The organism is Flavobacterium micromati, assembly GCF_900129585.1.
GTDB classification, from domain to species: Bacteria; Bacteroidota; Bacteroidia; order Flavobacteriales; family Flavobacteriaceae; genus Flavobacterium; species Flavobacterium micromati.
Genome location: NZ_FQWF01000001.1, coordinates 243,743 through 264,787 on the forward strand (window position 1 = coordinate 243,743; position 21,045 = coordinate 264,787).

The following is a 21,045-nucleotide window of genomic DNA, read 5'->3' on the forward strand; positions in this document are numbered from 1 at the left end:
AATTGGTAAAAAAACAAACTAAAATATAAATAATTCGGTAAGTTTTCAACACTATTACGTTTTCGTAAGCCATAGAAAAAATCACGATGTCGAATGAAGTAAAATTTACATAAATTTAACATTCGAAGTAAAAGTTAGACTTAAAAAGTCGAAATAAATTAAATTAATTTAAACAAAAAGTATGAAAACAATTTACAAAAAGTTGTTAATTTTAGTACTGCTACTCCCTTTTAGTATTTTAGCTCAAAATACAATAACTGGAATTGTCCTTGACAAAGCGTCAGGACAACCTATTCCGGGAGTAAATGTAAATGTGCAAGGAGCTGCAAGTGGCAGTTCAACTGATTTTGATGGAAAATATCAGCTTGCAAATGTTAAAAGAGGAGATAAAATTTTATTTTCGTTTATTGGGTACACTAACACTATTGTGGAATTTGTAACGCAAAGAACAGTAAATGTATCTCTTGTAGAAGATGCAAACCAATTAAATGAAGTCGTAATCCAAGTGGGTTATGGAACGGTTAAGAAAAAAGATGCTACGGGAGCAGTTTCTCAAATTGCTGAAAAAGACTTTAATAAAGGAATAAATATCACTCCAGAAAGTTTGATTAGTGGTCGAATTGCAGGAGTAAATGTAACAGGAGGCGGTGCTCCGGGTGCTAAAGCGGATATTCGTATTAGAGGAGGATCATCTTTAAACGCTTCGAATGAGCCTTTAATTGTATTAGACGGATTGCCTCTTAGTAATGCTGTGCCATCAGGTGCAACTAGTATTTTATCTACTATTGATCCAAATGATATCGAGTCGTTTACAGTTCTTAAAGATGCGTCAGCAGCGGCAATATACGGCTCGAGAGCAGCAAATGGTGTAATTGTTATTACTACTAAAAAAGGTACGAAAGGAAAAGTTAAGGTAAGCTTTAGCTCCCAAGTAGCTGTTAATACTGTTGAAAACACAGTTGATGTTTTAAGTGCAGATCAATTTCGTGCTTTAGTCAATGAAAGAGGAACTACTGCACAAAGAGCATTATTAGGAAATGCCAATACAAACTGGCAAGATGAGATTTTCAACAGCTCTTTGACTACTAATAATAATATCTCCGTGAGCGGGGCCTTATTTGATAAATTACCAATACGACTTTCAGTAGGTAACGTAGATAATCCTGGTATTCTTAAAAACACTTCTTTTGAAAGAACTACAACATCAATCTCGTTAAATCCGGTATTGTTTGACAATCATTTAAAAATTGATGTTAGCGGTAATTTATCTTTTGGTAACAATCAATTTCAGGATGAAGGCGCAATTATAGGAAGTGCAATAGGATTTGATCCAACACAGCCCGTTTTTCAAGCGAACTCCCGCTATAATGGATATTATGAATGGTTAGAGCCAAATGGTAATGTGCCTTTATTACCAGCTAGAAACCCGGTAGCAAGATTGAATCAAGATGAGCGTCGAGCTACTTCTACTAGAAAATGGGGGAATGTAAGTCTAGATTATAAATTTCACTTTTTTGAAGATTTAAGAGTGGTTGCAGAGGCAGGTATCGATCGATTTGACAGTAGTGGTTTTACTGAAGTGAGTACTCAAAGTATTTTAGGATTTCAGCCAAGAACTTTTACTGAAGCTAATTATGTAAATTTAGGTAATTATTCAAGTTATACAGATGCGCTTCAAAATAAAAATTTAAATGCATACTTTAATTATATCAAAAATTTTGGTAAATTGCGTGTTGATGCAACAGCTGGATACAACTACCAATTGTTTGAAAAAGAACGTTATCAATCAGGAGAAATCAGACAGCCTAATCCAAATGAGGATGTCATAACAGATCCAGATATTAACTTACAATCTTACTTTGGTCGTTTAAATTTAGGATTTGATAGTCGCTATTTATTGACTGTAAATTATCGTCGAGATGGGACTTCACGTTTCTCGCAACAAAATAGATGGGGTAATTTTGCAGGAGCTGCTCTTGCATGGAATGTTGCCGAAGAGTCATTTTTAAAAGATAACTCTACCATTTCAACCTTAAAATTAAGAGTTGGTTACGGTACAACTGGTCAACAAGATATATCAGCTCAATATGATTATTTAAGACGTGTAACCCTTGGTACAATTAATTCACAATATATTTTTGGAAATACAGTTTTTGCAACTGCAAGACCAGAAGGATACAATGAGAACATCAAGTGGGAAGAATTAGCAGAGATTAATCTTGGTATTGATTATGGATTCTTTAATAACAGAATTACTGGATCTGTAAACTATTTTGACAAGGAATCAACTGACTTATTAGCTGATATTGCCGTACCAGATGGTGCAAATATTAGAAATCAAGGTTTCTTTAATGTGGGTGCTGTAAGAACTAAAGGAGTTGAATTCAGCATTGAGTCTGATATTGTCAAAAATGATAATTTAACTTGGAACGTAGCCTTCAACACTACTTTCATTGAACAAAAAATATCAAACTTAGGAATTACCGTTCCAGGTTTTCAAGGGTATCTTGCTGGTGATAATATTGCAGGAGGTAGCGGAAACAAAATTCAAGTTAACTCTGTAGGATTTACTCCAAATTCGTTTCTAGTGTATGAGCAATTATACGATAGTAACAAAAGACCAATTCAAGGTGCATACGCTGATAGAAACCAAGATGGGAAAATTGATGCAGGAGATCGTTATAGATATCGTAAGCCAGCACCTGATTATACTTTTGGTTTATTCTCAACTTTGAATTATAAAAAGTTTGACTTAACAATGAACTGGAGAGCAAGTTTAGGTAATTATATTTTTGATAATGTGAGTTCTAATTTAGGTTATCTAGATGCAGGTTTAAGAAGACAAACAGATTTGTCTAATGTGAGTGCGGACTACTTTAACACTGGTTTTACATTTGAAGATAATGGTACACAACGTTATTTGTCAAATTATTTTGTAAAGGATGCTTCTTTTATCAAATTAGATAACGTAACGGTGGGTTACACTTTTGATAAATCATTACTACGTGTTGCGACTTTAAGACTTACTGCTGCAGTTCAAAATGTTTTGATTTTAACAAAATATGACGGATTAGATCCAGAGCGATTTAACGGAATTGACAACAATGTTTACCCAAGAGCAAGAACATTTTTGCTAGGAGTAAATTTGAACCTATAAAAGCACACTGAAAAACAATTAAAAAAAAAATAAACAAAATGAAAAAATCATTTAAATTTATATCATATTTTTTCCTATTTATTTTAGGAGTGAATATGACGCTTATATCGTGTACTGGCGACTTAGATGTCACCCCAGACGATGATGATGAATTTTTATCTGAAGCCTTTTTTCAAGATCCAGCATCGTACAAAAAAGTACTAGCAAAATTATATGCTGGTCTTTATGTAGGAGGTAATGATGGAGATGGAGCAGCAGATATCGCTGGTTTAGGTGGAGACTTTAGTAGTTACCTTCGTTTACTATTTGTAACTCAAGAATTGCCTACTGATGAAGCAATTATCGCTTGGGCTGATGGTACCTTACCAACATTAAATGCTCAGACTTGGTCACCTGCCAATGAATTTTTAGAAGGAACTTTTTCGAGAGCATTCTACCATATAAGTGTCGCAAACGAATTTTTGAGACAAACTTCTGATGATAAATTATCAGCGAGAGGTGTTGATGCAAACTTGAAAGCCGAAATTGCTACTTTTAGAGCTGAAGCTCGTTTTTTAAGAGCCTTTTCATATTACAACTTAATGGATTTATTTGGAAATGTTCCGATTACTACAGAAAATGATCCAGTTGGTTTTTTCTACCCAGAACAAAAAACAAGAGCTGAAGTTTTTGCTTATGTGGAATCTGAGTTAAAAGATATTGACAATACTCTTGCCGCTTCAAAAACAAATGAATATGGACGAGTTGATAAAACCGCTGCTAAATTTTTATTAGCTCAAGTTTATTTGAATGCTAGAGTATATACTGGAACAGCTAGATTTAATGAAGCTACAGTATTACTTAAAGCTATCATTGATAACTCTGGCTACACATTTGCAAATATTCCTTACGCACATTTGTTTTCTGCTGATAACAATAGAAACGGTGCACAAAGCGAAGTAATATTTCCAATTGTAAGTGATGGAAATGCCATTAGAGCTACAGGAGCTGGAATGAGCTTTATCATGCATGCTGCAATTGGTGGTAGCTTGGACGCTGCAGCTCGCGGAATGGATGGTGGATGGCAAGGACTCAGAACTCGCAGAGAGTTTGTAAATCTTTTTCCAGATACAAATGCTATTGCAGATAAAAGAGGAACTTTTTATACCGATGGTCAAACATTAGATATTGCTAACGTAGGAATATTTACTAATGGCTTCGCTGTTACAAAATATATAAACAGAAATGCAAATGGGTCCGCAGCTCAGAGAAATGATATTCCAGATATTGACTTTCCAATGTTTAGATTATCTGACGCTTACTTGATGTATGCTGAATGTGCTGTGCGAGGAGCAACTGGAGCAGATATAGCAACGTCTGTAGGATATATTAACAGATTAAGAACTAGAGCAAATGCACAACAAATTGCCGCTTCAAACTTAACGTTGGATTTTATCATAGACGAAAGAGGAAGAGAATTGTTCTGGGAATGTCACAGAAGAACAGACCTTATCCGTTTTGGAAAATTCACTGGCGGATCGAAGATTTGGCAGTGGAAAGGTGGCTCGGTAAATGGCAGTGCAACTGACGCTTTCAGAGATTTAATGCCTATTCCGGCAAGGAATATTCAAGCAAACCCAACATTAAAACAAAATCCAGGATATTAATCAAATCAATAAAATCATAAAAAAATGAAAAATATTAATAAAATTTTAATCGCATTTGTAGCTCTATTAGCAGTATCATGTACTGTGGACGATGTTGAAGAGCGTCCTGTAATTGAGGCAGCTACAGCACCTGTTTTACTAACTCCGAAAGGCGATTTTAGTATTGTACTCTCTAAAGCAACAGAAAACGATATTGCAACCACTTTGGTCTGGAATGATGCTGCATACACAGGATTGACAACGGTGGTAAATTATAGCATAGAGGTTGCCAAAGTAGGAACTAAATTTGCAACTCCTGCTGTAGTAGGCACAACAACAAGTCGTTTTAAAAGCATTACTGTTTCGGAGTTAAACTCAGCATTAATTAATGGAGGCTTTACGCCAAGAGAGGAAAACTCCGTTGAGATTCGTATCAAATCAACGGTTGGTGGAACAGGCAGTGTTGCCCAATTTTCTAATGCTTTCACTATCAAGGTAACGCCTTACCGCACACCGCTAGCAAGTTCACTTTGGCTTGTAGGAGCAGCTACTCCAGGTGGTTGGTCATGGGATAATGATGCTGAAACTGAATTTCCATTGGTTTTAGGTAAAACTGATGTTTACTCAGTATCATTAATGCTTAAAAACGGTGAGGCCTTTAGAATTTTTCTAGGTAATAACTTTACAAGCAATGGCAATTGGGATGCAAGTCGTAACTTTCCATTTTATTCTACTGCAGGATTTACAATTACTCCTCAATTAGTAAACGCAAATGATGGGGATAGCAATTTTAGATATACAGGCCCAACAGCTGTGAGAGTTCTAAAAATTGACAGCACTGCTAAAACAATTACTTTAAACTAATTGTAAAACAATATTGAAAAGGCTACTTGATCGGTAGCCTTTTTTGTTATCTAATATAATTTTCAACCGCTATGAAAAAAATTATACTCTTACTATTGTTTTTCTTTTCGGTGCTGGGTTTTGCCCAGCAACAAACCGTTACTAGCACCATAAGCCCAAATCCATTTGAGGAAACAACGGTAATAACAATTACTGTTAATGGTAATGCAGTAAACGAAAGTTTGTGGGGGATTACAAATAATTCATTGTATTTGTGGGCTTGGTCTTTTGACATAAGTGATTTAAATAGTGTCGACTGCCCTACTAATGGGTTATGGATATCAAGTAATGAAGCTAATAAATTTGTTTATAATGAAGCTACTGATACTTACACTAAAACGTTTACGCCAACTACTTTTTACAATAGAACCGCAATAGGTCGAATAGGCTTTCTGATAAAGGCAAAAGACGGAACTGGAGACAAAAAATCGCAGGATAAGTTCGCTGAGGTTGGAGCCTTTCAAGTAAATCTAACTACACCCATTGAAAATAGCGCAACCATATTAACAGCTGGTGCAAGTTTCACTATTTCTGCAACTAATACAGGAGGTATCGCAAACTATATTTTAAAGTCCAATGGAACTACAATAAATGTGAGCAACTCTACTGCAAATTATAGTTTTACACAGTCCAATATTACCGTAAATCAAAATTATCAGCTTGAAGTTACGCAAGGTGCTACAACCGTAATCAAAAAGTTTTCTGCTATTGTTAATCCTGGTGCAGCTTCGGCAGTATTACCAACTAATTTAGTTGATGGTATAAATTACAATAATACCGATGCTACAAAAGCGACTTTAGTACTTGATGCGCCCTTGAAAGATTTTGTATATGTTGCTGGAAGCTTTAATGCTTACCAACCAGATGCAAACTTTGCAATGAAAAAAGATCCATCGTCGGGAAAATTTTGGTTGGAATTAACCGGACTTACTTCGGGCGTTAATTACACCTATCAGTATTGGGTTGTTGATGCAACTCCACTATTAAATTCTCCATCATTAGTTAAAACAGCTGACCCCTATTCTACTCTAGTGTTGTCACCATTTGATGATCCGGGAATTTCGATAATTACTTATCCTAACCTTCCCGTTTATCCAGTTGGACAACAAAGAGAAGTTACAGTATTGCAAACCGGGCAAGCAACTTATCCTTGGAGTATTGCAACTACTAATTTTGTAAAGCCACAAAAAGAAAAGTTAGTAGTATACGAACTTTTGGTCAGAGATTTTGATGCCGCTCGAAATTATCAAAGTATCATTGATCGCATCGACTACTTTAAGAATTTAAAGATAAATGCAATCCAGTTAATGCCAATAATGGAATTTGAAGGAAATGAAAGTTGGGGTTACAATACCTCGTTTCACATGGCTTTAGATAAATTTTATGGTACTTCAAGTAAGTTAAAAGAGTTGATTGACGTATGCCATCAAAACGGAATTGCGGTAATTCTTGATATAGCTTTAAATCATGCTTTTGGACGAAATCCAATGGTAAGAATGTGGATGAATGATCCTGATGGCGACGGTTGGGGATCTCCATCAACCGAAAACCCGTATTTTAATACTGTAGCAAAACACAGTTATAATGTTGGCGAAGATTTTAATCATCAATTAGCAGGAACTCAAAATTATGTAAAAAGAGTAATTCAACAATGGGTTCAAGAATATAAAATAGATGGATTTCGTTGGGATTTGACTAAAGGATTCACGCAAAATTGTACTGCTTCTGATGAAAGTTGTACCAATGGTTATCAACAAGACAGAGTTGATGTTTTAAGAAAATACGCTGATTATTCTTGGAGTTTGGATCCTAATCATTATGTAATATTTGAGCATTTAGGTTCTAACAATGAGGAACAGCAATGGGCAAATTATAGAATTGCTGAGACCCCTAGTAAAGGGATCATGATGTGGGGTAAAATGACTGATCCTTACAATCAATTATCTATGGGGTATGCTGCTAATATATCTGGTATGACTAGTTCTAATCGCGGATTTGTTTTAAACAGATTGGTCGGATATGCCGAAAGTCACGATGAAGAACGTTTAATGTATAGAAATTTACAGTCTGGCAATAGTACAAATACTGCGCACAATGTAAAAACCTTGAACACAGCGCTCTCAAGAATGTCTGCTATTGGAGCTGTTTCATTATTAGTTCCAGGACCAAAAATGATTTGGCACTTTGGAGATTTAGGTTACGATGATTCCATTTTTACTTGCAATAATGGAACGGTTAACGGCCCTTCAGATGCGGCGGCAGGAGACTGTAAATTAGATACAAAACCCCAATTGCAGTGGACAGATAATTGGTTAGCTGTTGCAAATAGATTTAAAATATACTCAGATTGGGCTAAGATGATTCGTCTAAAGACGGAGGAACCCATATTTTCTGGTGTTGCTACAATGACTAATTCTAGTTCGCTGCAACAAACTATTAAAATCACAGATAATACGCTTCCTGTTGCTTCTCTAAAAGATGTGGTAATTATTGCTAATTTTGATGTTACTGCTAAAAATGTGGCTACTGGCTTTCCTTACGCCGGAGAATGGTTTAATTTGATGGATAATACAAGTTACAATGTTGTCAATGTAAATGATGCTATTTCAGTCGCGGCGGGTCAATTTAGAATATATGGAAACAAACAAGCTTTTGCTGCAAATACACCGTTTGCTTTACCAGCTGATAATTTCAAAGTCGAATCAAGAGCTGAAACTTGTATCAATACCAATAATGGCCAAATTGTAATTGAGGCTGTGCAAACCTATAATTATGTAGCCAAGATAAATGGTACTGACTATAATTTTGTAAACAACGCTTTGAATGTTTCTAATTTAGCTCCGGGTGCTTATACGGTTTGTATCACAATTACTGGAAAAATCTATGAGCAGTGTTTTACGTTGAACATAGCTAGAGGAACATCATTAACCGGAAGATTATCGGTGAAATCTAAAGTAGCAGTTGTTGAAATAGAAGAAGGAACAGCACCTTTTCAAGTTTTTGTAAATGGTAATTCCCAATTTGAAACAACGGCAATGAATTTTACTGTTCCAGTTGAATTAGGAGATTTTGTTGAGGTAAAATCAGCTAAAGTTTGCGAAGGAAGTTATACTAAAAGTATTTTAGAAGACATAAGTGGTATTGCAGGTTATCCAAATCCAACGCGTGGCTTAATCGAAATTGCAACGCCAACAGTAAAAACGGCAGTCTCGGTTGAAGTGTATAATTTGAATGGTCAATTGATTTCAAATGGAATGTATGCTGTTCTAGATGGCAAAGTATCACTGAATATAGAAAATGAGGTTTCGGGAGTTTATATTGCAAAAGTGTATTTGGACATACCTGTTAGTTTAACAATTATAAAAAAATAAATATGAGAAAAATTATAACTTTCGTATGTCTAAGTCTTTCACTTATTTCATGCGGAGGTGGGGGTTCTGATGAGCCTGCACCTGCACCAGAGCCGGTAAACACTGCTCCGAGTATTCCTACGTTAGTCTCGCCTACAAATAGTAAATTATGCGTTAGTAATGCGCTTGTACTAGAATGGAGTGCCTCAACAGATGCCGAAAATAATCCTATTGTATACCAAATTCAAATAGCAACTGATAATCTGTTTACCCAGATTGTTAGAACAAATGAAGGAACTACTCGCACGTTTTCAATCACATTAGAAAAGGGTAAAGCGTACTACTGGCGAGTAAAAGCAACAGATAGCAAAAACGCAGCAAGTGCTTATTCAACTACTTTTAACTTTTACACTGAAGGCATTGCTGTTATTAATTATTTACCTTTTTTGCCATCTTTAATACAACCTGAAATCAATGCAACAATTTTAGGAGCAACAGCGTCTTTAAAATGGTTTGCATCAGATGTTGATGCATCAGATATATTAACTTATGATGTGTTCTTTGGTACAACTAATCCTCCAACAATTAAGTTGGTAGATAGCAAATCCGAAACAACGTTTAATGCTATTTCATTGCAAGCGACAACAATTTATTATTGGAGAGTTGTGGTAAAGGATAACAAGGGAGGAGAAACAAGAGGTCAAGTATGGAATTTTAAAACTAATTAATAGGGTTTAAAACTTGTTTATTTTAAACTGCAATGACGCAAGTATCGACTTTAGTCATTAATAAAAAGTTTGAGCAAAACTAGAACCATTGCCTCTGCAAATAAAAAAGCGATTAAACAAAATGAATCTTTGTTTAATCGCTTTTTATTATACTGGCTTTTTTGAAAGTAAAAACAATAAATTTATTTATTCATATTTTTCATTTCAATAATAAAAGTATCTAAATCTACTTCTTTATCAACTAATTTAAGTGCTTTGTCTACAATATAACCAACATTGTCAACATTGAATCCTAAACCTACGGAAATCTTTTTTAGTACATTTTCTTGTTTATTGCCTAAATGATGATCCACATGAATAATTCGAGCCAAATCGAATAAACGCTCAATTCTTTGCTCATGCAAATAAGGAGGGTTTATTGGATAATGTGTAGGATTTTCTAAAATTAGCTCATATTCCGCTGGAGAAATTTCTAAGCGAACCGCTAGTTTATCTAAAAATGCTTTTTCCTCAGGAGAAAACTTCTCGTCAGTAAATGCTATACGCACAATTGATGCAAAATGACCTTTATTTCTTTGCTGAAATTCGCTATCGAATAAATCTGAAAATGACATAGTTATTGTTTTTTAACGCACAAAGATAAATCTATTTTTAAATTTATTGATTTTTAAACTTTAATTTTTCGATTTTGATAAGTCCCCCTTAAAATCTTGATTTTTTAGATCTTCAAATCAATCGTTTTCAAAAATAATCGTAAGTTTACATCCCTTTATCAACTTAATATTTTACTGATGTCAGAATTTTGGATTTACTTTCAAATAGGTTTAAAACATGTTTTAGATATAAATGCTTATGATCACGTTCTTTTTTTAATTGCACTTGCTGTTCCTTTTTCTTTCAGTGATTGGAAACGTTTAGTTTTGCTAGTGACGCTTTTTACTATTGGTCATACAATGGCATTGATGCTCTCTGTTTTTGAAATAGTTGCGATAAAAGTAAATGTTGTCGAGTTGCTAATTCCAATAACAATTCTGATCACCGCACTGTTCAATCTCTTTACAGCAGGCAAATCAAATAAGAAAGAAAGTATAAATTTAGTATTTTTTATCACGCTATTTTTTGGGATTATCCACGGTCTAGGTTTTTCAAATTATTTTAAGTCAATTTTGGGAGGTACTGCTAGATCTAAAATACTACCTTTAACTGAATTTGCTTTAGGAATCGAAGCCGCGCAAATAGTCGTGGTTTTTGTAGTACTCGTCCTCTCTTATATCGTTCAAACTATTTTTCGCTTCTCAAAACGCGATTGGACTTTGGTAATGTCAGCTTTTATAATTGGAGTTGTAATCCCAATGATTGTAGCAAGTGAAATTTGGAACAGATAATATGAGCGAAAAAAAACTAAATAAGTACGATAAAGCATACCTCAGAATTGCAAAGGAATGGAGTCTTTTATCGTATTGTAAACGCAAAAAAGTAGGAGCAATAATTGTACGCGATCGAATGATTATCTCTGATGGTTACAATGGAACACCAAGTGGCTTCGAGAATTGTTGCGAAGATGAAGAAGGAATTACACGTTGGGATGTTTTGCATGCTGAAGCAAATGCGATATTGAAAGTCGCAAGATCAACGCAATCCTGCGAAGGTGCTACGTTATATATCACACTTTCCCCTTGCAAAGAATGCAGCAAATTGATTCATCAATCTGGAATTAAAAGAGTGGTCTACCAAAATGGTTATCGCGACAACGCCGGACTTGAATTTCTTATCAAAGCAGGAGTGGAGGTTGAGCACATTCCAGTTTTAGAAGAATAATTACCCAAGTTTGCGTAGAAAATCAATTGCATTATCATTAAACTCAAAAATAGAATTTAGAGATGAAGTATAATCCTAAATATTTACCTATTGTTATTTTCGCAGCGCTGGCTCTAGGAGTTGTGCTGGGAGGAATGCTTAATTTCCCTAATACAACAGATTATTTAGTTAAAAATAATTCGAAAAATAAGCTAAACAAACTGATCGATTTTATCGACAATGAATACGTTGATGATATTAATACAGATTCTATTGTAAACCTTACCGTTGATAATATTTTAGCTAAATTAGATCCACATTCTGTTTATATTCCGCCAAGTGAACAACAACAAGTCGCCGAAAGTATGAAAGGAAATTTTGTTGGGATCGGAGTGAATTTTTACATGTACAAAGATTCAGTTGCAGTGATAAAACCGGTTGATAACGGCCCTTCGGCAAAAGCAGGAATAGAATCTGGCGATCGTATTTTATATGCCGACAAAACTAAATTATTTGGTAGAAAATTGCCAAGTGATAGTTTATTTTCCAAATTAAAAGGAACGATTGGATCTAATATCGAACTTACTATTTACAGAAAATCAGAACGGAAAAAGTTGAAAGTTAAAATTATACGGGACATCATTCCAATTAAAAGTGTCGATGCAGCTTTACTTTTAGACGGAAATATTGCTTACATAAAAATAAACCGGTTTGCTGAAACAACTTATAGTGAGTTTATGACTGGTTTAACTAAGCTAAAAAAACAAGGTGCAAAATCACTTATTATCGATGTTAGAGATAACGGTGGCGGGTATATGGAAGAAGCCATCGCCATCGCTGATGAGTTATTGCCAAACAAGCAGCTTATTGTTTTTACCAAAAACAAAAATGGAAATATTGATAAAACATTTGCAACCGAAAAAGGCAGTTTTGAAAAAGGAAATATTTCTGTTTTAATCAATGAAAATAGTGCGTCGGCTAGTGAAATTCTTGCCGGAGCAATTCAAGACAATGATAGAGGAACTATTGTTGGTCGCCGTTCTTTCGGAAAAGGCTTAGTGCAGCGAGAGATGGATTTTGCTGATGGCTCAGCTGTGCGATTGACGGTTGCAAGATACTACACTCCTACAGGTCGATCAATTCAGAAACCCTATTCCAAAGGCAATGAAGCGTACTTCAAGGAATCGGAATCCCGAATTGGAAATGGGGAGTTGTATGAAAAAGACAGTATAAAAATTACAGAAACTATAAAGTTCAAAACTAAAAAAGGAAAAACAGTTTATGGTGGTGGCGGAATTGTTCCTGACGTATTTGTGCCGCTTGAGGTAGAACACGGCAGTGAGGGAACTACTTACTTATTGCAATCTGGTATTCTAGGAAATTTTGTGTTTGAACAATTAGACAGAGACAGAAAAAGTTTCAAAGGATTAACTTTTGAGCAGTTCCAAAGTAAAATGAACCAAACGGATATTTATTTTAGTGGGTTCCAAAATTTCATTTTTGGAAATGGATTAAACTTAAATTTTGGAAAAAGCAAACCAATAGTAAAACGATATTTAATGGCTGAATTTGCCCGACAAATTTTTGGCGAAAGCTATTACTACGAAATCATTTTAAAAGAGGATGCAATGATTAAGGCGGTTTTAGTTCAAAAACCTTAAAAACATCGGCAGTTAGACAAAACCGGGTTTATATTCTTACAACGAAAAGAAATAACTAATTGTCATTTTCTACTTTATCAAACGGACTTTTAATTTTTTTAAAAAAAAGAGCTTGAAATATATTTGACCGAAAGTAAGTGTAAAAAGAACCAAATCCTGTTTATGCTAGTTTATATTTAACAGATTACGAAATTGTAGTTAGTGATAGAAACTATTTAAACGTGTGTTGCGTTCAAAAAAAAGTTCATACCCGCTGAAGTAAGTAATAAAAATCAGATCGAGAAAATTGATAACAGGAAGGTAAATTATTTCCAAGCGCATTAAATGTGAAAATTTAAAAAGGGAAAGAATTGAAATAAACCTAATTTTATTTTAGTAAAATGGTTGCATACAAACCTAAAATCATCAACATGAGGGAAACAAAAAATGCAAAAAACCATTTTATCATTTCGCTCTTAGTATCCGCAATTTTTATATCTAGTTTTAGCATATCTTCCTTGAAAATGCTTTTATATTCTGTAGCGGTTTTGTTAGTTTGATTTTCTATACTCTCAAACAAAACTTCGGCAAATACTTTAGCACGGCTATCATCAAGTTTCAAGTCCTTTCTAAAAAAATCATAAAGCTTTATTTCTGTAGTACTCATTTTTTTTGCTTTAATTTATTCACAAATGTACAAATAATTAGTTTTTCATAATCATCTGCAAAATTAAAAGTTTAGATTTTGCTTATTCTTTTTAAAATAGTTCACCACTACACGTAATTTAACTCATTACAATAAGTTGATTGCGATCTAAAAAGTATAATTTGAATGCATTTAATCTATTTCACAGCAATTGGATAATGAAAAACTGTATTTAAAGTAAAGTATGGTCTAAAAAAGCAATCTTCAGGAGCACATTTTATTGCGGTAAATAAAAACTGAATTTATATCTTTTTAACCAAGAAGGTTCAAGTAAGTTAAGTTCTTGTGTAGCTAATTGAATATATGCAATATCGCCCGAAATTTTTTCTTAAAGCGAAGAGGTCATTTGTTTCATAAAATGCAACATACTTTTGAGGTTACAAAAGTTATGTTTTCCGATAATGTTATCGCGCACTTTCTTTACATTTTACCAATGCCAACGCCAATAAGTTGGGTTAATTAAAAAGGATTATTTCTCGTTAGTTTTTTCCTCTATTCTTTTAGATATTTTAAAGATCAACAAAATTAAAACTGCACAAAAAGCTGCTGCGATTCCGATGAAAGCGACTACGCTATCTCCTTTAAATGGATTTCTAAAATCAAGAAGGGTAATATTAAATACAATTAAAGCGACTGCCAAAAACACTAAAATGTTAGTAAAAATTTTCATAAATCAAATTGATTAAAGATGAAGGGTGAGTAATGGATTTTCCATGTGATATTACAATTTATAATTGCAATATATAGAATAATAAAAATTTAAGCGGTAAAATTAAACAAATTTATTTCAGACAAACAAACCTTTAACATTCGCAGCAAATAATTTAACAGCTATTGCGAGAAGTACAACGCCAAACGTTTTTCTAATAACACCGAGTCCGTTTTTTCCGAGCATTCTCTCAATTTTAGAAGAGGACTTTAGAACGAGATACACTACTATTATATTCAGGATAATTGCAATGATAATGTTTACCGTGTAAAATTGAGATCGTAATGACAACAAAGTTGTCATGGTTCCTGCTCCAGCGATTAATGGAAAAGCTAGTGGAACAATGGAGGCTGAACTCGCCTCTTCATCACGGTAAATACGAATACCTAAAATCATTTCTAGCGCTAAAAAGAACAATACGAATGAACCAGCAACGGCAAACGAATTAACGTCAATGCCAATCAATTTTAAAAGTTCCTCTCCAACAAACAAGAAGGTTATCATAATAATTCCCGAAACTATTGACGCTTTTTCAGATTCAATTATTCCAAATTTTGCTCTTAAACCAATAATTATTGGAATAGATCCAATAATGTCAATTACAGCAAAAAGCACCATTCCCACAGTAATTATTTCCTTAATGTCAATTCCAAACATGGTTTTTTTTGGGTGTAAAGTTAAACTTTTTGGTTTAGTATCGGTCAATTTTTACTATCGATTAAAAGGGAGTATGTTTCTTAAAAATCGGCCTTTTCACAAGTGATCTTGCCTTAAATTTTAAAATTTCTTGTATATGAATTGATTTTTTTGCCAATGAAGTATAAAGGTTAAAATTGATTTTTAAACCCTAGTGATCCGTTTCTTTAATTACCTTTGCAACTAATTATTTAAGTACTACAATTTAATGTTTCAATTAGGAAAAACGATCGTTTCAGAAGACCTGCTCCAAAAGGATTTTGTTTGTAACTTGACTGCTTGCAAAGGTGCTTGCTGTGTAGATGGTGACGCTGGAGCCCCGCTCAGTCTCGAAGAAACTAAAATTTTAGAGGAGATTTATCCTAAGATAAAACCTTTTTTGCGCAAGCAAGGGATTGAAGCAATTGAAGCACAAGGAACGTGGGTAAACGGCACTGATGGTGACCTAGAAACTCCGTTAATTGACAATAAAGATTGTGCTTATGTAATCTTTGATGGGAAAACAGCTCTTTGCGGTATCGAGCAAGCCTATAATCAAGGAATAATTGATTGGAAAAAACCGGTTTCCTGCCATCTTTACCCAGTGCGTGTGAAAGATTTCACCGAGTTTGCAGCAGTTAATTATGACAAGTGGGACATTTGCGATCCGGCCTGTTCTTTAGGTCAAGAATTAGAAGTTCCAGTTTATAAATTTGTTAAGGAAGCTTTGATTCGCCGGTTTGGCGAAGATTGGTACGCTGAACTAGAAACTGTGGCTCAAGAGCTAAAAAAGAATCCAAACTAGAATAGAAAATACTTGTTTTCTATTTTTAAAATCCTATATTTTACGGTACTTTACACTCATTTTTAATTTTTAAACAACTGATTTTAAGTTATTTAAAATTTAGAAAAAGAAGCTTATATTTTATTGGTTTGTTAAAAACTAATAGCGATTGTGAATAAGTTTGACTTTCAATTTCGCCAATATTTTACAATCTTTGTAATTCCCTGATAGCATAAAATTTCTTTAAAATCACAAAATAAACAAAACATAAAATGACACAAATTGAGCCAATTTTACAAGAAAACAAAAATCGATTCGTAATTTTTCCTATCAAACACCATGATATTTGGGAGTGGTACAAGAAAATGGAGGCTAGTTTTTGGACTGCAGAGGAAATCGATTTGTCCCAAGATTTAAACGACTGGAATAATAAGCTAAGCGATGACGAAAGGTATTTCGTTAAACATATTCTTGCGTTTTTTGCTGCGTCAGATGGAATTGTGAACGAAAACTTAGCAGAGAATTTTGTTAACGAAGTGCAATATGCTGAAGCAAAGTTTTTCTATGGTTTCCAAATCATGATGGAAAATATCCATAGCGAAACGTACTCGTTATTGATTGACACTTACGTAAAAGACGAAGCTGAAAAAGATGAATTGTTTAATGCGTTAGAAGTTTTTCCTGCGATTAAGAAAAAAGCAGATTGGGCTTTAAAATGGATTGAATCGGATTCGTTTGCGGAGCGCTTGATTGCTTTTGCAGCAGTAGAAGGAATTTTCTTTTCGGGTGCTTTTTGTTCTATTTACTGGTTGAAAAAACGTGGTTTGATGCCAGGTTTAACGTTCTCTAACGAATTAATTTCACGTGATGAAGGCGTTCACTGTGACTTTGCGGTGCATTTACACAACCACCACTTAATTAATAAAGTTCCAAAAGAAAGAATTAGAAGTATTATTGTAGATGCTTTAAACATCGAAAGAGAATTTATCACAGAATCGCTTCCAGTGAGTTTGATAGGAATGAATGCGGTGCTTATGACGCAATATTTAGAATTTGTTGCTGATAGATTGTTAGTGGAACTAGGTTGCGATAGAGAATACAATACATCAAATCCATTTGACTTCATGGACATGATTTCGCTGCAAGGAAAAACAAACTTCTTTGAAAAGAAAGTAGCCGAATATCAAAAAGCAGGAGTTATGAACACTGATGTTGATGCTCAAAAAATAACTTTCGACGCTGATTTTTAATAATTAGCCCAAAGCGCAAAGGAAAAAATTCTTTTTATAAGTCATTAAAAGTGCTGAAAATGTTATTTTCCTTATTTACATCTTGAATTTAAACTGAATTTCTTTCTGCTACTAAGCACTAGCCCAGATAGTAGTGGAAATCCTTTTTCTTTTTTTTTAAAAGAAAAAGATTGTAACGGATAGCTGGAAAGAGCTCCAAAAAATAATGAGAAACTACACTGTAGAATTGATTTCAAAGTTCCTCACAATAACAAACAAACAACTAAAACAGTGAAGGGATTTGCTGTTTTAAAAACCAAAAAATTATGTACGTAATAAAAAGAGACGGTCACAAAGAGCCTGTAATGTTTGACAAAATCACAGATAGAATTAAAAAACTATGTTATGGTTTGAATGATTTAGTAGATGCTGTAAAAGTGGCAATGCGAGTAATTGAAGGACTTTATGACGGAGTTTCTACGTCGGAATTAGATAATTTGGCGGCTGAAACTGCGGCTTCGATGACCATTGCGCATCCTGATTATGCACAATTAGCCGCTCGTATCGCAATCTCAAATTTGCATTCTAATACTAAAAAATCATTCTCGGAAACAATGAACGATATGTTCCATTATGTAAATCCAAGAAATGGTCAAGAGGCGCCGTTACTTTCTGATGAAGTGCATAAAGTGATTATGGAAAATGCCGAATTTTTAGATTCGCACATTATATACAATAGAGATTTCAATTACGATTACTTTGGTTTCAAAACCTTAGAACGTTCGTATTTGCTAAAAATAAACGGTAAAATCGTAGAGCGTCCGCAACACATGTTGATGCGAGTTTCAGTTGGGATTCACTTAGACGATTTGACATCAGTGATTGAAACATACGACTTAATGTCGAAAAAATTCTTCACCCACGCAACTCCTACTTTGTTTAATGCTGGAACTCCGAAACCACAAATGTCTTCTTGTTTCCTACTAGCCATGCAAGATGATAGTATTGACGGAATTTACGATACGCTAAAACAAACCGCCAAAATCTCACAATCAGCGGGTGGAATTGGACTTTCTATTCATAATGTACGTGCAACAGGTTCTTATATTCGTGGAACCAACGGAACTTCAAACGGGATTGTTCCCATGTTGAGAGTTTTTAATGATACCGCACGTTACGTAGATCAAGGTGGTGGAAAACGAAAAGGTAGTTTTGCTATTTACATTGAAACTTGGCATGCCGATATTTTTGATTTCCTAGACCTGAAAAAGAATACAGGAAAAGAAGAAATGCGTGCGAGAGATTTATTTTTCGCGATGTGGACTTCGGATTTATTTATGAAACGCGTGCAGGAAGACAGTTACTGGACATTGATGTGTCCTAACGAATGTCCGGGATTGTATGATGTGTACGGCGAAGAATTTGAAGCGATGTACATTGATTACGAGAAACGCGGCAAAGGTAGAAAAACCATCAAAGCACATGAACTGTGGGAGAAGATTCTAGAATCGCAAATCGAAACTGGAACACCTTATATGCTGTATAAAGATGCAGCAAACAGAAAATCAAATCAGAAAAATCTAGGTACAATACGTTCATCGAATTTATGTACGGAGATTATGGAGTTTACGTCTAAGGACGAAATCGCCGTTTGTAACTTGGCTTCCCTTTCTTTACCAATGTTTGTAGAAGACAAGAAATTCAATCACGAAATGCTGTACACCGTTACAAAACGGGTGACTAGAAACTTAAATAAAGTTATCGATAGAAATTATTATCCTGTAAAAGAAGGAGAAAATTCTAATAAGCGCCACAGACCAATAGGTCTTGGAGTACAAGGATTAGCCGATGCATTTATCATGTTGCGTTTGCCGTTTACGAGTGATGAAGCGAAGAAACTGAATCAAGAAATTTTTGAAACTTTATATTTTGCAGCTGTAACGGCATCGATGGAAATGGCTAAAGAAGAAGGCCCGTATTCTAGTTTTGCAGGTTCGCCTATGTCTCAAGGAGAATTCCAGTACAATATGTGGGGAATGAAAGATGAAGAATTGTCAGGTCGCTGGGATTGGGCTTCGCTTAGAAAAGAAGTGATGGAACACGGTGTTCGCAACTCATTGCTTGTAGCGCCTATGCCAACGGCTTCTACGTCTCAAATTTTAGGTAACAATGAAGCTTTCGAGCCGTACACTTCTAATATTTATACGAGAAGAGTACTTTCGGGAGAATTCATTGTGGTAAACAAGCACTTATTGCATGATTTAGTAGAACGTGGTTTATGGACCGAAGCTTTGAAACAAGAATTAATGCGTAATAATGGATCAGTCCAAGACTTGAATATTCCGCAGGATTTGAAGGAATTGTATAAAACCGTTTGGGAAATGTCCATGAAAGATATTATTGATATGTCACGCCAACGCGGATATTTTGTAGATCAATCGCAATCACTGAACTTGTTTATGCAAAACGCTAATTACGCTAAATTGACTTCAATGCATTTCTATGCTTGGCAATCGGGATTAAAAACAGGAATGTATTATTTAAGAACAAAAGCTGCGGTGGATGCTATTAAATTTACATTAAACAATGATAAAAAAGCGGAACCAATTGAAGTAAAAGCGCAACCCGTTCCAGAACGATTAGAAGCTATTGCCGTTTTGAACGAACCTGCAGTAATGTCGCCTGAAGAATATAAAGCGATGATTGAGCTATCTAAAAACGCTAATCCAGATGATTGTGAGATGTGCGGGTCATAGTTTCACACTTACCACGAACGAAGATTTTATATAATTAGAAAACAGTCGTTCTCCTTTTTGTGAGGAGAATGGCTTTTTTTATATTTTTTTGGAGCTATTTCCTGCTATGCGTTACAATCTTCTGTGCCGAACGCCGGCACATAAGGATTTCCACTTCTATCAGGGCTAGGGGAATTAATTTATTTTCACAGTTTTTTTTTAAAATAATTATAAATTTTGTAGGAATAATTTAATATATTTGAAAGAGGGAAAAGTGAATAAAATATGCGCTTACTAGTCTAAATTAGGTGAAAACTATTTGGAATGGGTGAGTATGCAAAAGTTAGGCGTCATTTTAAAACATCATATGAAAGACACTTTAGAATATAAAATATTAAAATATCTATCTGAGAACGATAATGGCGAATTTATAAATATTAATTTGTTATCAGAAGATAAAGTTTTACTAAATAAATCAATTTTAGATCTAAAAAATAAAAGGTTAATAAATGCTAAAAAATATACTTCTAATGGATATGACAAATATTTCTTGTGCCAAATAAATTTTGAAGGTAAAATATTTTTTAACGCTATCAAACCTGAACAAAATAAAAAAAGTCACAATAATTCTGATTTTTTGAATAATCAAAGTACTGATAATTTAAAGTTGTTAACAAATTCAGAAGAAGTAACAAAGTCAAAACTAAAGTCTTTATTTTCAAATTCGTGGTTTATTGGTATTTCACTAGTTGTTTTAGCTGCAATATTTAGTGGAAAGAGAGTAATGAACTTTATTAATAATATATTGGATGGTTTATAATTACTTCTGATTTAAAAGGTGTGAAAGCGAAATTGCATATGTTCAATAAACAACAAACCAAAGGCATAAACGCCGTTTAGCAAGATTTTGCTATTCGTGTCAATAAAGTTTTAAAGTACCTTTACGTTTAACATAAATTAGTCGTTTTCATAATTTGATAACCTCTCCAAACGACCACACGATATGT

16 protein-coding genes are annotated in these 21,045 nt (G+C 34.2%); 12 read left to right on the forward strand and 4 right to left on the reverse strand.

The window, feature by feature from the left end:
• Positions 1 to 181: 181 nt before the first annotated feature.
• From BUB42_RS01025 to BUB42_RS01050, 5 genes are all read left to right on the forward strand, one after another.
• Positions 182 to 3,157, forward strand: a complete 2,976-nt coding sequence (locus BUB42_RS01025) for a SusC/RagA family TonB-linked outer membrane protein (protein WP_073016315.1) — start codon at positions 182 to 184, stop codon at positions 3,155 to 3,157.
• A 38-nt stretch (positions 3,158 to 3,195) separates the two neighbouring features.
• The gene (locus tag BUB42_RS01030; protein WP_073016317.1) at positions 3,196 to 4,803 is read left to right on the forward strand and encodes a RagB/SusD family nutrient uptake outer membrane protein; all 1,608 of its coding nucleotides are present in this window, start codon (positions 3,196 to 3,198) and stop codon (positions 4,801 to 4,803) included.
• Positions 4,804 to 4,827: 24 nt separating this feature from the next.
• Positions 4,828 to 5,646 (forward strand): SusE domain-containing protein, encoded by an 819-nt coding sequence (locus tag BUB42_RS01035; RefSeq protein ID WP_073016319.1) that lies wholly within the window; start codon positions 4,828 to 4,830, stop codon positions 5,644 to 5,646.
• A gap of 71 nt (positions 5,647 to 5,717) precedes the next feature.
• A complete protein-coding gene (locus tag BUB42_RS01040) occupies positions 5,718 to 9,056 on the forward strand; it encodes an alpha-amylase family glycosyl hydrolase (RefSeq protein WP_084118256.1) in 3,339 nt (1,112 codons plus the stop codon).
• A gap of 2 nt (positions 9,057 to 9,058) precedes the next feature.
• Positions 9,059 to 9,763 (forward strand): fibronectin type III domain-containing protein, encoded by a 705-nt coding sequence (locus BUB42_RS01050; protein ID WP_073016321.1) that lies wholly within the window; start codon positions 9,059 to 9,061, stop codon positions 9,761 to 9,763.
• 182 nt (positions 9,764 to 9,945) lie between these two features.
• Here BUB42_RS01050 and BUB42_RS01055 read toward each other — a convergent pair whose 3' ends face one another.
• Positions 9,946 to 10,377, reverse strand: a complete 432-nt coding sequence (locus BUB42_RS01055; RefSeq protein ID WP_073016323.1) for a tellurite resistance TerB family protein — start codon at positions 10,375 to 10,377, stop codon at positions 9,946 to 9,948.
• A gap of 177 nt (positions 10,378 to 10,554) precedes the next feature.
• Here BUB42_RS01055 and BUB42_RS01060 point away from each other — a divergent pair, with 177 nt between their 5' ends.
• The 3 genes from BUB42_RS01060 to BUB42_RS01070 all read left to right on the forward strand — a co-directional run bounded on the left by BUB42_RS01060 (position 10,555) and on the right by BUB42_RS01070 (position 13,221).
• Positions 10,555 to 11,148: a HupE/UreJ family protein gene (locus BUB42_RS01060; RefSeq protein WP_073016325.1), complete on the forward strand. Its 594-nt coding sequence runs from the start codon at positions 10,555 to 10,557 to the stop codon at positions 11,146 to 11,148.
• A gap of 1 nt (position 11,149) precedes the next feature.
• A complete protein-coding gene (locus tag BUB42_RS01065; RefSeq protein WP_073016327.1) occupies positions 11,150 to 11,581 on the forward strand; it encodes a deoxycytidylate deaminase in 432 nt (143 codons plus the stop codon).
• A gap of 62 nt (positions 11,582 to 11,643) precedes the next feature.
• The gene (locus BUB42_RS01070; RefSeq protein ID WP_073016329.1) at positions 11,644 to 13,221 is read left to right on the forward strand and encodes a S41 family peptidase; all 1,578 of its coding nucleotides are present in this window, start codon (positions 11,644 to 11,646) and stop codon (positions 13,219 to 13,221) included.
• A gap of 367 nt (positions 13,222 to 13,588) precedes the next feature.
• Here the strand turns inward: BUB42_RS01070 and BUB42_RS01075 are convergent, their stop codons facing one another.
• The 3 genes from BUB42_RS01075 to BUB42_RS01085 all read right to left on the reverse strand — a co-directional run bounded on the left by BUB42_RS01075 (position 13,589) and on the right by BUB42_RS01085 (position 15,272).
• Entirely contained in the window at positions 13,589 to 13,867 is a 279-nt protein-coding gene (locus BUB42_RS01075; RefSeq protein WP_073016331.1) for a hypothetical protein, read from the reverse strand.
• Between the two features lie 508 nt (positions 13,868 to 14,375).
• Positions 14,376 to 14,576: a hypothetical protein gene (locus BUB42_RS01080; RefSeq protein ID WP_073016333.1), complete on the reverse strand. Its 201-nt coding sequence runs from the start codon at positions 14,574 to 14,576 to the stop codon at positions 14,376 to 14,378.
• A gap of 117 nt (positions 14,577 to 14,693) precedes the next feature.
• Positions 14,694 to 15,272, reverse strand: a complete 579-nt coding sequence (locus BUB42_RS01085; RefSeq protein ID WP_073016737.1) for a MarC family protein — start codon at positions 15,270 to 15,272, stop codon at positions 14,694 to 14,696.
• Between the two features lie 247 nt (positions 15,273 to 15,519).
• Between BUB42_RS01085 and BUB42_RS01090 the strand changes: the two genes are divergently transcribed.
• The 4 genes from BUB42_RS01090 to BUB42_RS01105 all read left to right on the forward strand — a co-directional run bounded on the left by BUB42_RS01090 (position 15,520) and on the right by BUB42_RS01105 (position 20,858).
• Positions 15,520 to 16,095, forward strand: a complete 576-nt coding sequence (locus BUB42_RS01090) for a DUF3109 family protein (RefSeq protein ID WP_073016334.1) — start codon at positions 15,520 to 15,522, stop codon at positions 16,093 to 16,095.
• A 251-nt stretch (positions 16,096 to 16,346) separates the two neighbouring features.
• Positions 16,347 to 17,324, forward strand: a complete 978-nt coding sequence (locus tag BUB42_RS01095) for a ribonucleotide-diphosphate reductase subunit beta (RefSeq protein ID WP_073016336.1) — start codon at positions 16,347 to 16,349, stop codon at positions 17,322 to 17,324.
• A 305-nt stretch (positions 17,325 to 17,629) separates the two neighbouring features.
• Positions 17,630 to 20,059 carry a ribonucleoside-diphosphate reductase subunit alpha gene (locus BUB42_RS01100; protein ID WP_073016338.1) on the forward strand — a complete coding sequence of 810 codons (2,430 nt, stop codon included), beginning with the start codon at positions 17,630 to 17,632 and terminating at the stop codon, positions 20,057 to 20,059.
• A 346-nt stretch (positions 20,060 to 20,405) separates the two neighbouring features.
• Positions 20,406 to 20,858, forward strand: a complete 453-nt coding sequence (locus BUB42_RS01105; RefSeq protein WP_139257242.1) for a hypothetical protein — start codon at positions 20,406 to 20,408, stop codon at positions 20,856 to 20,858.
• Positions 20,859 to 21,045: the final 187 nt, after the last annotated feature.